Genomic DNA, 14,522 nt, shown 5'->3' on the forward strand with positions numbered 1-14,522 from the left:
TGCCGCGACCGGGCGTCGGCCTCAAAGGCAGGGATGGCCTTTCAGCGCGCCCGGCGCAGGAACTCGACGACCAGGTCCGTCGTCGCCTGGGGCTGCTCTTCCGTGATCCAGTGCCCGCAATCCGGGATGACCGCGTCTTCGACGTCGTCGGCGACACACCGCAGCACCTCGCCGATCCCGGGGCCGAAGGTGGCTTCGCCGCCGAAGGCCAGGACCGGCATCCGCAGCTTGCCCTGCGCGAGGAACTTCTTGTTGTCGGCCGCGTCCTGACTGAACGCCAGGAACTGGGCGAAGCTCGCCCGCATGGCGCCGGGTTGCGCGTAGAGCGCCGCATAGTGCTCGCGCTTCGCTTCGTCGAACCGCTCCGGGACCACGGAGAGTTCGTTCCAGAAGCGGTCGAGATAGACGCGCTCGCGGCCGGCGACCAGGCGCTCCATGTCGTGCCCACCGAAGCCGAAGTGCCACATGGCCGGATCCTGTGTGATCTGATCCCAGGGGCCGATGCCGGGCAGCGGCGCGTCGATCGCCACCCATCGGCTCACGCGCTCGGGGTGGGTGGCGACAGCCGCGAAGCCGACCATGATGCCGATGTCGTGCGTCACCAGTTCGATCGTCGGTACGTCCAGGGCGTCCAGGACGCCCCACACGTCCGCCGCCTGGTTCTTCTTGTCGTAGCCGCCGTCAGGCTTCGACGAGAGGCCCAGCCCGCGCAGGTCGGGCGCGATCACCGTGTGGTCTTCGATGAGTGCGTTCGCCAGATGACCCCACATGTCGCCCGTTGTGCCGAAGCCGTGCAGCAGAACGACCGCCGGCCCCTGTCCGCCGACGCGTACGTGGATCGTGGCGCCGTTGGTTTCGATCTCACGCGACTGCATACCGGCCGGGAAGGGTGGATGCCGTCCTGACGACTGTCGTCGTTCATCGCTCTACTCCGGGCTTGAAGGGAACTTGAAAGGAACACCGCTCCGACCGCGAGGACGGCCGGAGGGACAGAGCCGCGGTGGGCCCGGAAGCCCCGCCTGGACGGCAGGGCCCCCTGGCTCTCCGCGCCACACCAGCGAAACTAGCCGACCGGTCATCTATGCACTACCCACGTGCCGGACGCCCTTCCCACGGGGCAGGCCGCTGACCTGCGATGGAAGGAAGGGGCTATCAGCAGGGAGGAAGCTGGTCGTGATGTCGTCCCGCCGGACATCTCCCCGCAGGTGTCATGGAGCGATGCCACCTGGGCGTGGCAGGGCCGGCGCCTCCACCGGAGTTCACTTGCTCATGTTCGCCGCTACTGCTCGTTGGCGGCGAGGTCGGCCACGGGTACGGCTGCCTGGGCCTGCTTCGGCCGGGTGGCCATGGCCCTCAGCGTCTCGAAGGCGGACGCCGTCGGGCTGGCCGGTTCGGCTTGGTAGACGACCAGTTGCTGGTGCGGGGCCCCGTTGACCGTGAAGGCCGCGAATTTGATGTGCAGGTCTCCGACCTGGGGGTGCTTGAGACGCTTGCCTTCCTGGGACTTGCCCTTGACCTCGTGCATCTGCCAGATCTCGGCGAACTCCTCGCTCTGGGCGCTCAGTTGCGCCACGACCTCGGCGATGCGTGCCGATTCGGGATCGTGGCCGTAGGCGGCCCTGATTTCGGCGACACAGGAGTGCGCGGCTCGCTCCCATTCCTGGTAGAAATCGCGCCCTGCCGGGTCGACGAACACCATGCGGGCGAGGTTGTCGAACCGGTCGAACCCGCTATGGAGAGCCGCGGCGAGGGAGTTGCCGGCCATGATGTCGAGGGCCGGGCCGACGACGAAGGCCGGAGTGTGATCCCATCCGTCCATCAGCTGCAACAACTGCCGGCTGACATCCGTCTCGCCCCAGTCGCGCGGGCGCTGCGAGGCGGTGAGGCAGAGGCGGTTGAGATGGTCGGCGGCCTCCGCGTTCAGTTTCAGCGCCTGCGCCACGGCATCGAGGACCTGCGGGGACGGGCTGTTCTCGCGCCCCTGTTCCAGCCTGATGTAGTAGTCGGAGCTGACGCCGGCGAGCAGCGCGACTTCCTCTCTGCGCAGTCCCGGCACCCGGCGTCGCCCGTATTCGGGCAGACCGACGTCGTGTGGCTTCAAGGCTTCTCGGCGGGCTCTGAGGAAATCACCCAAAGGTGTCCCATTGCTCATGCGGCAAGACTAGATGGTTTTCAGCCGACGAGATGTGCCGGTTTCGCACTATGACAACAGGTCGAAGGTCCTTCACACAGGGTGATTCTCTGTCTTGTTTGTTCCCGCCGTCCGGCACGTACGTTCGCCCCCGGCGAAGCCGCGATCCTGGGTGTAACGCACCCACCGTCGGCAGAACTCTTCCCGACGTTTCCCGCCTAGCCTTGGCAGCATGGACAACGACACGCGCCCTGACTCGGTTGGAGGGCTGGGTCAGTTCCTCCGCTCCCGCAGAGAACGCCTCAGCCCCGCCGCGGCAGGACTGTCCGGCGCGGGCCGGCGAAGGGTGCCCGGCCTGCGGCGTGACGAGGTCGCGACACTCGCGGGTGTCAGCCTGAGCTACTACAGCCGACTCGAGCAGAGCCGTGAACTCAGCCCCTCGTTCCGGGTACTGGAGGCCATCGCCCGCGCACTGCAACTCGGAGAGGAGGACAAGGGGGAACTCTTCCGGCTGGTCCAGCCGACAGCCCGCCGCACGAAGTCCCCCTTCCGGGTCGAGCGAGTCCGCCCGCACCTGCGGCAACTGATCGAAAGCTGGACCAGGACGCCGGCCTTCATCATCGGACACGCCCAGGACCTGCTGGCCACCAACGCATTGGCCGACGTTCTCTACCGTGACTTCGCGCAGCACGACAACGTGCTCCGGATGCTCTTCCTGGACCCCGCGGCGAAGACCTTCTACCGGAACGCGGAGCGGGCCCGGCATCGCGCGGTCGCCGACCTTCAGCAGGCCGCCGCGAGCACCCCCGAGGATCCCCGCATCCTGGAGCTCGTCGGCGAACTGTCGGTGCGCAGCGGCGAGTTCCGTTCCCTGTGGGCACGCGAGTACGCCCGGGTCCCACCGTACGACGTCAAGCAGGTGTATCACTCCGTCGTGGGAGACCTGGAGTTGCGGCACGAGGCCCTCACCATCCGCAGCGCCCCTGGACAGCAGCTCATCCTTCTGCAGGCCGAGCCGGGCTCCCTCTCCGCCGACGGACTGGCCCTGCTGGGCTCCATCAGCGCACCCGAAGTACCTCACCAGCAGAATCCCGCACGCGGCGCCTGAACTCCGGCCGGGAATTCACCGGAATGACGCACCAGGCCTCGCCCGCGATGGGTCCTCTTTTCTCCCTGCGGTTGAACTGGCGGGACAGTCGGCTGCGCTTCCCAGCGGGCCTCGACTCCGGGACCACTTGCCCGCGACAGGCTGTCGGCGGACTCCGGCAAAGGTGCCAGGAGGGCGCAGCCCAAGGCCGAAGTGCCCGTACGCTGCCGCGACTTGACTGCCCCTGGCCGCTGAAGCCCGCTGCGCAGCCTTCGGTGCTTCGCCCGGACATACGCCTCGTCTTCCTAGGTGTGGGACTCCCAGGAAAAGCGCAGCCTTCATAGCGCCGTAGCCGACCGGCACACTCGAATTCGTCAACAGGAAATCCCCGAAAAGGGGAAGCGACGAAAGAGGTTTTCCCCATGGCTACATGGTTTGTCACCGGCGCCTCCCGCGGAATCGGTGCGGAAATCGCCCGTGCCGCTCTGGCAGGCGGTAACAATGTCGTGGTCGCCGTACGGAACCCGGAGCGCGTGCCGGACGATCTGAAGAACTCCGACCAGGTCTTCGCGGTTGCCCTGGACGTCACCGACAACGACAGCATCCCGCGGGCGGTCGAGGCCGCAGTGGACCGGTTCGGCGGCATCGACGTCCTGGTCAACAACGCCGGCCGTGGCCTGCTCGGCGCGTTGGAGGAGATCACCGACGCGGAGGCCCGGTCACTGTTCGACCTCAACGTCTTCGGCCTGATCAACGTCACCCGCGCGGTACTGCCCATCATGCGCAAGCAGGGCTCGGGCCGGCTGGTGCACATCGGTTCCCGCTCGGGCTTCGAGGGCGAGCCCGGTGTCAGCCTGTACTGCGCGTCGAAGTTCGCCGTCGCCGGTATCAGCGAGGCGCTCTCCGCCGAGATGGCCCCGTTCGGGATCCAGTCGATGATCGTCGAGCCGGGCGTCTTCCGCACCGACTTCCTCGACGCCAGCTCCCTGTCGGTCGCCGCGAACCGCATCGCCGACTACGACGACACCCCCGCGCACGTGACGCTGGACTGGATCGACCGGGCCAACCACGCCCAGCTCGGCGACCCCGTCAAGGGCGCCGCCCTCATCGTCGAGGTCGCTGCCACCGAGAAGCTGCCCACGCACCTCTACCTCGGGCGCGACACCCTTGAGCGGCTCGACGTCAAGTACCAGCAGGTGCAGGACGACCTCGCCCCGTGGCGCGAGAAGTCCGCCGCCACCGCCCACGACGACGTCGCCTGACATCCCGCCGGGCGCCCTCGCCTTCGGGTGCCCGCGGCCCTCTCAAGCAGCCCGGCCGGGCAGGAGGACCTGGCCGGCCGGGCGTCGTGCCTACCCGACTCCCCCCTCCGCGCATTCCGATCAACGAGATTGAGGTTTTGTGATGTCTGCTGCCCTGCTCACCGGCACTCCCCTGGCCGGCCGTATCGCCGTCGTCTCCGGCGCCTCCAGCGGCATGGGCGCCGTCACCGCCCAACGCCTCGCCGAACTCGGCGCCACCGTGGTCGTACTGGCCCGGCGCAAGGAGCGCCTCGACAACCTGGTCAAGACCGTCGAAGCCGCCGGTGGCACGGCGCTCGCCCTGGCCGTCGACGTCACGGACCGCGACGCCGTCCAGAGGGCCGCCGACCAGGTCGCCGCACGTTTCGGCAAGGCCGACCTCGTGTTCAACAACGCCGGCGTGCAGCTCATCTCCGGCATCGAGGAGCTCAAGGTCGACGACTGGCAGCGCCAGATCGACCTCAACATCAGCGGCCTGATGAACGTCATCGCCGCGTTCCTCCCGCACCTGACGGACTCCGCCGCCCAGGGCAAGCCCGCCGACCTGATCAACACCTCGTCCATCGCGGCCACCCGCATCCTGGCGAAATTCTCCATCTACTCCGGCACCAAGGCGTACATCAGCCACCTCACCCGGCTGCTCCGCGTCGAACTCGGCCCCAAGATGGTCCGCGTGGCCACCATCGAACCCGGCATGGTCGACACCGAACTCCCCGACCACGTCGCCGACCCCGACGCCTCCAAGCTGATGGCCGACCTCATCCAGGACATCGACTGCCTGCAGTCCGCCGACATCGCGGAAACCGTCGCCTTCATGGCCGCCGTCCCGCGCCACGTCAACCTCACCGAGATCACCATCATGCCCACCGCCCAAGCCATCTGAAGTCCTTCCGGTCATGGCGGGGGAGGAACAGCCGGACGCTGTTCCTCCCCCGCCATGACGTGTTGGCGCGGCGCCCCGACGTACGGGGAACCGGGCCCCGGCGTTCTCAGGAGCAGCGTTCCTGGGAGTCCGGACAGGCTGGCACGCCTCGCTCGGCGAAGACCTTCTTGGCGACGAAGGTGGCATTGAGGGACTTGGGCATGCCGCAGTAGACGGCGGCGTGCAGCAACGCCTCGACGATCTCATCAGGCCGCAGGCCGACGTTGAGGGCCGCGTTGATGTGGACGTCGAGTTGCGGCTCGCAGCCGCCCAGGGCCGTCAGCATGCCCAGGGTGACCAATTGGCGGTCCCGCGGGGCCAGTTGTGGGCGGCTGTACATCTCGCCGAACGCCCAGGCAACGACCTGGTGTCCCAGCTCGGGGGAGATGTCGGCAAGCGAGTCGATGACCTTCTGTCCGCTCTCGCCGTCGATGCTCGACAGTACGGTCATGCCGTGGTCGAAACGCTCCTGCCGGTCCTTCGCGCTGTCATGGGTGCTCATGGCTCGCTTCCTCTTCCTGCCGTCGGGGGCCTGTGCGTTGATGTGCGGTCGTGCTGTCCCCTCGGGAGGGGGCGCGGGGGTCATTCGGCGCGGTGGTGGCGGAGCGCGGGCAGGGCCAGGAGGACGCCCACGACGAGTGCGGCGGCGACGACGCGGAGGATGCCGCCGAAGCCCAGGCCGGTCAGAGCTCCGGTGAGCTGGGGGCCCAGGCTGGCGCCGATGAACATGCTGCACCCGTAGAGGGCGACGGCCGCACCGCGTGCGTGCGGAGCGCCCGCGTTGATGGTTTCGACGACGGCGGGCGCCGCTGCCGCGATGGCTGCGACGAACAGCAGCAGGGTGATGGCCAGCGGCACGGTGTGGCCGCCCAGGAAGGAGCCGGCCGCGACGGTGAGGGCGGCCAGCACGAAGGCGAGGACCGTGCGCGGGGGTGCGGCCAGGCGCTGGAGCACGGGTGCGAGCACGGGGACGGCGACCAGGGCGGGGAGCGCGCTGACCCTCAGGGCGAGGATCGCGGAAGAGTTCCCGGCGATGCCGGGCGGTCCTGCGATGGCCACCGCCGTGTAGACGGCGACGAATGCGGACATCAGGGCCACGGTCGACAGGTACAGGGCGACCATGCGCGGCCGGCCCAGCAGCCGTGGCATCGCCGCGAACGCCTGGCGCAGCCCGCCGCCGGTACCGTGGCGGACGGTGGGCCGCAGGACACGGCGCACCGGGATCAGGCTCAGGGCCATGAGGGCGGCGCCGATCCAGAAGACCGCGCGCCAGCCGAGTCCGGCCGCGACGGCCTGGGCGCCGATCTGCAGGAGCACGGCGGCGGCGAACATGCCGCTGGTGATGCAGGTCAGGGCGGTGCCGCGGCGCTGTGGCGCGAGGTGGTGGACGGCGTAGGAGAGCGCGGAGGGCGCGAAGGTCGCGGCGGTGAGTCCCTGCACGCTGCGCAGGGCGATGGCCGTGGGGAGGTCGGGGGCGGCGCTGACCGCCAGGGTGGCGGCCGTGGCGGCCACGAGTCCGACGGTGATCACGGCACGCGATCCGTAGCGGTCCGAGAGGGGGCCGGCGAGGAGGAATCCGGCGGCGTAGGCGAAGCCGAACGCCGTCGCGGTCCAGGTGACCTGCTCCGGCGTGGTGCCGAGCGCGGTGGCCATGGGGTGCAGCAGGGCCAGGACGGTGTACATCTGGCCGACCATCAGGACGCCGAGTGCGGTGAGCAGGGCGATGGTCGGCGCGGCGGGGGCCCAGGTCGGCGGTTGGTCCGGTGTGCCGGCCCCGGCTGCGTGCCGGGGGGAGGTGGCGGAAGCGGGGTGGGACATGGGAACTCCAGGAAGGGGGCGTCTGGTTGCCGCCCCGCGTGTCTGCGCGCGGCACGATCGGCCGATGGGCGCCACCGGGCTGCGGTGGGTGCCCCGGCCGCGGGAGGAGCGGCCGGGGGGGACGATGGAGGGGACTGCTCAGGTGGCGGGACTGCTCAGGCGGCCGGGGTGTTCAGCACGTACTCGCGTGAGGCGTGCACCTTGCCGCGCAGGGAGGCCAGGTCGACGTCGAGGACCTGTCCGTCCCACTTGCGGGGCTCTCCGTTGATGAGGACGGCGCTGATGTTGCGGGCGTCGGAGCCCAGCACGATCGTGCCGATCGGGTCGTTGAGCGGCATGTTGTTGAGGTCCTCGGCCTGGATGACCAGCAGGTCGGCCTTCTTGCCCGGGGTGAGTGAGCCGGTGACGCCGGCCAGGCCGTTGGTGCGGGCGCCCTGGAGGGTGGCGAAGTCGAGGACGTCGTGGGTGGTGATGCGGGAGGGCTGCCGCCCGGTGCCGTAGACCGCGTTGACCGCGCGCATCCGCTGGATGGCGTGCAGGGCCCGCATCTGCGTGAACATGTCGCTGGCCAGGGCGACTTCGACATCGATGCTCAGTCCGGGGCGGATACCGACGGCGAGTGCCTCGTCGACCGCGGGGATCGCGGTCTCCAGGCCGATCTGCGCGTCGGACGTCGGGGCGAGGGCCACGGTGGTGCCGGTCTCCCCCATCGCCTTCCATGCCTCGGAGGTCAGTCCGGTGGAGTGGATGAGGGTGACATCGGGGCTGAGAACGCCGTCCTTGGCCCAGCGCAGCACCGCCTCGGAGGAGGACGTACCGAAGACGGCGTCCACGCTCACTCCGATGCCCAACTCTTCGGCGACACGGGCGAGTTCAGGGCCGTAGGCGAGCGCCGGTCCGGCGATCTCGTCGGTGGCCAGGGTCGCCAGGCGCAGCGTGAGCAACTGGTCGTCGCTGCTGAAGTACTGGTCCTTGACGCGGGTCAGGTCGCCGGGCCACTGCCGGTCCCACTCGCCGAAGTGCGGGCCCATGGAGGCGTGCACGCCGCGGATGCCGGTGTCGACGAGGGCCTCGATGGCGGCGTCGGAGTGCTCGGGGGTACGGGAGTTGTGGGAGAAGTCGAGCATGGTCGTGATGCCGCTGTCGATCGCGGTCAGGGCGGCAAGTCTGGTGCCGATGTACATGTCCTCGGGCCGGTAGACCGTGGCGTAGCCGGCCAGGGTGGCCATCACGTAGCCGCCGAGGTCGTCGACGTCCGGCATGATCCGGCGCAACTGGGCCTCCCAGGCGTGCCGGTGGGTGTCGACGAAGCCGGGGGCGAGCATCGTGCCGGTGGCGTCGACGACCACGGCATCCGCCGCGTCGAGGTCGCGGCCGACGGCGGTGATCGTGTCGCCCTCGACGAGGAGGTCGCCGCCGTCGATGACGCCGAGGTCGGCGTCCATGGTGACGATGGTCGCGCCGGTGAACAGGATGCGCCGCCGGTCGGCGGGCCGGCGCCGAAGCTCTTCGAGGACGGCGGCGCTGGTGGTGTCGTTGACGTTCATGAGAGGTCTTCTTTCGTACGGCGGACAGGGCCGGGAGGATGGGCTGTCCGCTGGAGAGGGCCGGGAGGATGGGCCGTCCGCTGGCGGTTTCCCCAGGTGTCGCGCGCCCAGGATCGGGACCGTGGGGGGCGCCGACCGGGGTAGGTCAGCCGAGCTTCATGACGTAGCCCGCGTGGTGGAGTTCGTCGCCCTGGAACTCTCCGTAGGCCCAGAAGCCGAGGTCGTCCAGGTAGTCGATGCGGTCGCCGTCGATCCAGTACCGGCCCTGGTAGGCGTGCGGTCGCCCGCCCCGGGTCTCGTCGTAGCGGCCGTCGGCGGTGAGCTCCTGGTGCAGGAAGTCGTTCCTGTCGATCCAGACACCGACGCGCGGGCTGCCGGTCAGGTCCGAGGAGGCCGGGATGCCGGCCTCGGGGGCAGTGGCCCGGCCCGGGACATCGGTGCCGCCCCACAGGACCGGCCGGCCGGCCGCGACGAGCGCGCGGACCTGCTCCGGCCGGGTCATGAGGGCGGCCACCGCGCTCGGCACGTCGGCCGCGAACTCGTCGGGCACCACCAGGAAGTCGGGGGTGTTGCCCGGGGTCAGTGTCGCGACGTACTCCGAGCGGTGGCCGCGGCCGCCGGCCGGCGCCACGGTGTCCACGACGGCGGGGGCGATGGTCAAGCCGGTGCAGTCGACGACGATGGCGTTGTCGTCCCCCGCGGCGGTGATGATGCCCGGGCCGACGCCCACGACCAGGGATCCGACGAACAGCAGGTCGGCGCCGGTCATGGTCCCGATCAGCGGGTCCATCGTCAGGATGCGGGCGTTGGTGAAGAGGACGGGACGCCCCTCGTCGTTCGAGAGGATCTCGTCGAGGGCCTCGGGGTTCCAGCGCACGGTGCCGGTGGTGCCGGTGGTGTCGGTGACGCTCATCGCATACTCCTCGGTGGAGTCGCCTCATCGATGTGCCCGCTGCGCGAAATGAGCGCCGATGCGGGTCCGAGGCGGGTCTTCGGCAGCTACGGCAGCTGCCTGACCACCAGGTTCGTCGCGCGGTGGAATCGGAACCAGGCCGCCGTATCCCTAGGTGCGGGGCACCCAGGAACCTCTCTCCTGGGGAGACGGCGGCCTGGTCGTCACCGGCCGCCGGGCCAACAGTAGAGCCATGACCAGCAACGACACGCCTCGCGACCCGCACCCGTACGTCGGGATGTGGGTGACCGCGGACGGATTCATCCGCCAGGAACTGCTGCCCGACGGCCGCTACGACGAGGCCCGCGGCAACCGCCGCAGCGCCTACACCGGCGGCTACACCGTCACCGGCAACCACATCGACTACGTCGACGACACCGGCTTCACCGCCACCGGCGACGTCCGCGACGGCGTTCTCTTCCATGAGCACCTGGTCCTCTACCGCGAGGGCGACGAGCGCACCCGGCAGTGAGCGTCATGCCCTGAGCGGCTGCGTCAGTCCCGCGCGATCACGACCACCTCGTCGCGATCCGTCCAGCGCCGTCGCTCGCTCTTGTCCGGGTTGATACGCACTCCGTGATCGGGAACGGCCGTGGCCCGGTCGTGGCGGCGGTAGCCGATGGCGCATTCGCCCCGCTGCCGTGCCGCTGCGACGACCGTGGCGAAGGACGCCTCACAGCCGGGCAGGACGTACGACGCCGCCGGCCGCAGGTGGACCTGACTGCCGGTGAGGGAGAACAGTTCCTCGAACACGGCGGCCAGGTGCCGGTTCTGGGAGATCTGGGCCATCAGCAGGCCGATGAGTTTCCCACTGATGATCACGTCGGCTCCGGGGCTGATGGGCGCGAGCGTCCGATTGCGGTCGTCGGTCATCTCGGTGACCACCGGCAGCTCCCGTCCGGTCTCCTGTTCCAGCAGGTGCAGAACGAGGAGCGTGACAAGGGTCCGATTGTCGGCCTCGCCGGGCTGCTGTCCCGGGACGGGGTCCGGGGCAAGCACGACGACACTGTCGTACGAGTCGATCTCCAGGCACCGAAGTGTCTCGGGCCGGGTGACGTCTCCAGGCCGGAAGGTGATGGTCAGCCGGGGTGCGAAGTGTGCACCGATCTCCCGGACCTGCTCGGCCGTCACCTCCTTCCGGTCCGCCACCACGGCGATGACCGAGCCGTGCACGGCGTACCGGCCCAACTGGTCGACTATGAGCGAGGCCCGCCGGTTCCAGCCGAGGATCAGGACCCGTTCGGGCCGGGCCTTCACCGGCTTCCAGGGCGTCATCACCGACTCGTCGACCAGCCCGTAGCAGTCGCTGAGCCGCGCGGTGTCGTCGTCCCGCGTGATCACGATCAGCCGGTCGTCGGGTTTGATCAGGGTCTGCGGCGGCGGGTTCAGCAAGGGCCTGCCGTCGCGCAGCAGGCCGACCACGCTGGAGGTGGCGTAGGCCAACAGTGTGTCGCCGAAGGAGCGGCTGGTCAGGGCCGGGTCGAAGGTGAGGTAGAACTCGTCTCCGGCGAAGTCCAGGAGGTCGCGGTACACCAGGGAGAGTCCGGGGCGGCGGGCGGACTGGACGATCAGCCGGGCGGTGATCGCGTCGCTCTCCAGGACGGTGCCGCGTGTTCCCGCGGCGAGGGAGGCCGCCAGCCGGTACCGGTCGTCTCTGACGGCGGCGACGACGGGCGGACCTTCCTCCTCGCCGAGTGCGGACCGCAGGGCCAGCAGCGTCTTGACCACTTCCGGGTCTGCTGACGGATCGTCGTGGGGCAGCACCAGCACCGCGCTCGCCGCGCCGGGGTTGGTCAGGGCGACCAGGGCGGGGTCGGTGGGGGGACCACTGCGGCAGATCAGCCGGGTACGGCCGGTGGTCCCCACCTTGCTGCTGAGGGCCTCCTCCATGGTGGTCTTGTTCCGGTCCGCCATGACGGCCACCGCGCCGTAGCGCTGGTTGGCGTTGGCGGCCACCAGTTCGCTCACCACCGTGAACACCTGCTCGGACCAGCCCAGCACCACCGAGTGCCCCTGCTCGATGACGGTGGAGCGGCCCCGCCGCAGTGCCTCGAGTCGCTCAGTGAGTCCGGTGGTGATCAGACCGACGAGGGTGGAGACGTACACCAGGGCGACCAGGGCGAGCAGTACCGACAACAGCACGCGCAGGACCGGGCCTGTCGCCCCGCCGAGCCGCAGTGTCTCACCGGTGAGGTGCCAGATCGCTGCCAGCCTCCCCGAGCGGGACGCGGGCGCATGTGGGTCCGTCCACACCAGCACGGCGCTCGCCGGGAAGACGATGGCGAGGCAGCCCAGGGCCAGCCAGCCGACGAGCGCGGAGGTGCCGCGGGCCAAAGTGGTGTCGAACCAGTAGCGTGCCCTGCCTTTGAGTGAAGCCGTTCGTGCCACGCCTGCCCCCTGTTCCGCCGAGGTTCCGGCGGCGGCAGCCATGCCGCTCCGGTCTGCCCGGCCGCTCCGGTCTGCCCCGCCGCTCCCCCACCGACCGCGCACGGCCACGCGGCCACGCGGCCACGCGGCCACGCGGCCACCTGGAGTGTGCCGACGCGGCGGCCGTGACACGCGGATCACCGTCTGTCTTTCATCCCTTCGGGGACGTCGCCGAAGGCGCCGCTCCGCGGACGTCCGACCGGGCGTCAGCGGTTTGACCTCGGCATCGCTCGTTCGGGGCAACGCCGCGACGCGGGTGGGCGGGTCGGGTCGGCCGACCGGTACAAGTGCGTCATGACTGAAGATCACGAAGCCGTCATGGCAGGTTCAGGCCTGTCCAGGCGCAGCTTCACAACGGCAGCGGGAACGGCTGCGGCGGCCACCGCTCTGGCCAGTGGCACGCCTGCCACGCCTGCCATGGCGATGCCCGTACAGGCCGTCCCGGCCGCACCGGCGCCCACCCGGGGCGCGGACTTCGACAGGTGCCTGGCTGTGGCCCGGGCCCTGCTGGTCGTGGACGACCACGACCGCCCCTTGGTCCCACGCTACGAGCGCGTACTCAAGGACGGACTGCCCGCTCAGCGAACGGCCGCGCCCAAGAAGGTGCTCGTCGTCGGGGCCGGCCCGGCCGGTCTGGTGACGGCGCTACTGCTGAAGCGGGCGGGCCACCACGTGACCGTTCTCGAGGCGAACGGCAACCGGGCGGGCGGACGCGTCAAGACCTTCCGCCGCGGCGGCCACGAAGAGGCAGCGCAGCCCTTCGCCGACCCCCGCCAGTACGCCGAGGCGGGCGCCATGCGACTGCCCGGCAGCCACCCGCTGGTGATGGGTCTGATCGACCAACTGGACCTGAGGAAGCGGCGTTTCCACTACGTCGACGTCGACGGTGACGGCCGGCCCGCCAACCGCACCTGGATCTACGTCAACGGCATCCGGATGCGGCGCGAGGAGTACGCCCGTACGCCTCGCCGTATCAACCGGTCCTTCGGCGTGCCGCGCGCCCGCTGGGACACTCCCGCCGGGGCCATCCTCCGGTCGGTGCTGGATCCGGTGCGCGACGAGTTCAGCACCGTGGACGCCGGCGGCAAGCGGGTCGACAAGCCGCTGCCGGAACGGGTGCAGGGCTGGGCCAGGGTCATCCAGCGGTTCGGCGACTGGTCGATGTTCCGCTTCCTGACCGAGCACGCGGGGCTGGACGAGCGCACGGTCGACCTGATCGGCACCCTGGAGAACCTCACGTCACGCCTGCCCCTGTCGTTCATCCACAGCTTCATCGGCTCCTCCCTCATCAGCCCCGACACCGCCTTCTGGGAGCTGGAGGGCGGCACGGCGGTGCTGCCGGACGCGCTGCTGGAGCAGGTGCGCGACACGGTCCGGTTCGACCGCCGGGTCACCCGCGTCGAGTACCACGATCCCGACCGTCCTTCCTCCGACACCCGGCACGTCGGCCGCAAGGGCCCTCAGGTGTGGGTGGACACGGTCTCCGAAGGGCGCGACGGCCCGGTGGTACGCGAGCAGTTCACCGCGGACGCCGCCGTGGTCACCGTGCCCTTCTCCGGTCTACGGCACGTACAGATCAGCCCCCTGATGTCGTACCGCAAGCGCCGCGCGGTCACCGAACTGCACTACGACAGCGCCACGAAGGTGCTGCTGGAGTTCAGCCGCCGCTGGTGGGAGTTCACGGAGGCCGACTGGAAGCGCGAGCTGGGCCGGATCGACCCGAAGCTGTACGACGCCTACCGCACCGGCCGCGCACCCGCCGACGGCAGCCTGCTCGGCGCCCATTCCTCCGTGCCGGGCGGCCACATCACCCCGGGCCAGCGCACCCACTACGCCGCCAACCGTGCCGTCTCCCGCGACCAGCCCGAGGCCGCGCACGTCGTCGGCGGCGGCTCGGTGTCGGACAGCGCCAACCGGTTCATGTACCACCCCTCCCACCCGGTCCCCGGCAGCTCCGGCGGAGTGGTGCTGGCCTCCTACAGCTGGGCGGACGACGCACTCCGCTGGGACTCCTTGGACGACGAGGCCCGCTACCCGCACGCGCTGTGCGGACTGCAGCAGGTCTACGGCCAGCGTGTCGAGGTCTTCTACACCGGCGCCGGACGCACCCAGAGTTGGCTGCGCGACCCCTACGCCTACGGAGAGGCGTCCGTACTGCTGCCCGGCCAGCACACCGAGTTGCTGCCCTCCATCCCGGTGCCCGAGGGCCCGCTGCACTTCGCGGGTGACCACACCTCCCTCAAGCCGGCCTGGATCGAGGGCGCACTGGAGTCGGCGGTCCGCGCCGCCCTGGAGGTCCACACCTCGCGACCTGTTCCTCGGCCCGCCTAAGGGCTC

Annotated in this window: 12 protein-coding genes; 5 read left to right on the forward strand and 7 right to left on the reverse strand. The window is 70.1% G+C overall.

The genetic code is table 11. The features are described 5' to 3' along the window. Positions 1-41: 41 nt before the first annotated feature. Both AB0H86_RS13210 and AB0H86_RS13215 read right to left on the reverse strand, forming a co-directional pair. Entirely contained in the window at positions 42-875 is an 834-nt protein-coding gene (locus AB0H86_RS13210; RefSeq protein WP_362436637.1) for an alpha/beta hydrolase, read from the reverse strand. A 404-nt stretch (positions 876-1,279) separates the two neighbouring features. Next, positions 1,280-2,152 (reverse strand): helix-turn-helix transcriptional regulator, encoded by an 873-nt coding sequence (locus AB0H86_RS13215; RefSeq protein ID WP_362436639.1) that lies wholly within the window; start codon positions 2,150-2,152, stop codon positions 1,280-1,282. Between the two features lie 211 nt (positions 2,153-2,363). Here AB0H86_RS13215 and AB0H86_RS13220 point away from each other — a divergent pair, with 211 nt between their 5' ends. From AB0H86_RS13220 to AB0H86_RS13230, 3 genes are all read left to right on the forward strand, one after another. Continuing rightward, positions 2,364-3,239, forward strand: a complete 876-nt coding sequence (locus AB0H86_RS13220; RefSeq protein WP_362436641.1) for a helix-turn-helix transcriptional regulator — start codon at positions 2,364-2,366, stop codon at positions 3,237-3,239. 401 nt (positions 3,240-3,640) lie between these two features. Beyond that, entirely contained in the window at positions 3,641-4,480 is an 840-nt protein-coding gene (locus AB0H86_RS13225) for an SDR family NAD(P)-dependent oxidoreductase (RefSeq protein WP_362436643.1), read from the forward strand. 139 nt (positions 4,481-4,619) lie between these two features. Then, positions 4,620-5,402 carry an SDR family oxidoreductase gene (locus AB0H86_RS13230; RefSeq protein WP_362436645.1) on the forward strand — a complete coding sequence of 261 codons (783 nt, stop codon included), beginning with the start codon at positions 4,620-4,622 and terminating at the stop codon, positions 5,400-5,402. A 106-nt stretch (positions 5,403-5,508) separates the two neighbouring features. Here the strand turns inward: AB0H86_RS13230 and AB0H86_RS13235 are convergent, their stop codons facing one another. From AB0H86_RS13235 to AB0H86_RS13250, 4 genes are all read right to left on the reverse strand, one after another. Then, positions 5,509-5,943, reverse strand: a complete 435-nt coding sequence (locus AB0H86_RS13235) for a carboxymuconolactone decarboxylase family protein (protein ID WP_362436647.1) — start codon at positions 5,941-5,943, stop codon at positions 5,509-5,511. A gap of 80 nt (positions 5,944-6,023) precedes the next feature. After that, complete coding sequence (locus AB0H86_RS13240; protein ID WP_362436649.1) at positions 6,024-7,259, reverse strand: MFS transporter; 1,236 nt, start codon at positions 7,257-7,259, stop codon at positions 6,024-6,026. Positions 7,260-7,414: 155 nt separating this feature from the next. After that, positions 7,415-8,806 (reverse strand): amidohydrolase family protein, encoded by a 1,392-nt coding sequence (locus tag AB0H86_RS13245; RefSeq protein WP_362436651.1) that lies wholly within the window; start codon positions 8,804-8,806, stop codon positions 7,415-7,417. Between the two features lie 145 nt (positions 8,807-8,951). Further along, positions 8,952-9,719, reverse strand: a complete 768-nt coding sequence (locus tag AB0H86_RS13250) for an Atu4866 domain-containing protein (protein WP_362436655.1) — start codon at positions 9,717-9,719, stop codon at positions 8,952-8,954. Between the two features lie 232 nt (positions 9,720-9,951). Here AB0H86_RS13250 and AB0H86_RS13255 point away from each other — a divergent pair, with 232 nt between their 5' ends. Beyond that, a complete protein-coding gene (locus tag AB0H86_RS13255) occupies positions 9,952-10,230 on the forward strand; it encodes an Atu4866 domain-containing protein (protein ID WP_362436657.1) in 279 nt (92 codons plus the stop codon). 23 nt (positions 10,231-10,253) lie between these two features. On the opposite strand, the gene AB0H86_RS13260 is transcribed toward AB0H86_RS13255, so the two are convergent. Continuing rightward, a complete protein-coding gene (locus tag AB0H86_RS13260) occupies positions 10,254-12,146 on the reverse strand; it encodes an NAD-binding protein (RefSeq protein ID WP_362436659.1) in 1,893 nt (630 codons plus the stop codon). 333 nt (positions 12,147-12,479) lie between these two features. Here AB0H86_RS13260 and AB0H86_RS13265 point away from each other — a divergent pair, with 333 nt between their 5' ends. Continuing rightward, complete coding sequence (locus AB0H86_RS13265) at positions 12,480-14,516, forward strand: FAD-dependent oxidoreductase (RefSeq protein WP_362436661.1); 2,037 nt, start codon at positions 12,480-12,482, stop codon at positions 14,514-14,516. Positions 14,517-14,522: the final 6 nt, after the last annotated feature.

The sequence above is a fragment of the Streptomyces sp. NPDC050997 genome (assembly GCF_040660135.1).
GTDB lineage: Bacteria > Actinomycetota > Actinomycetes > Streptomycetales > Streptomycetaceae > Streptomyces.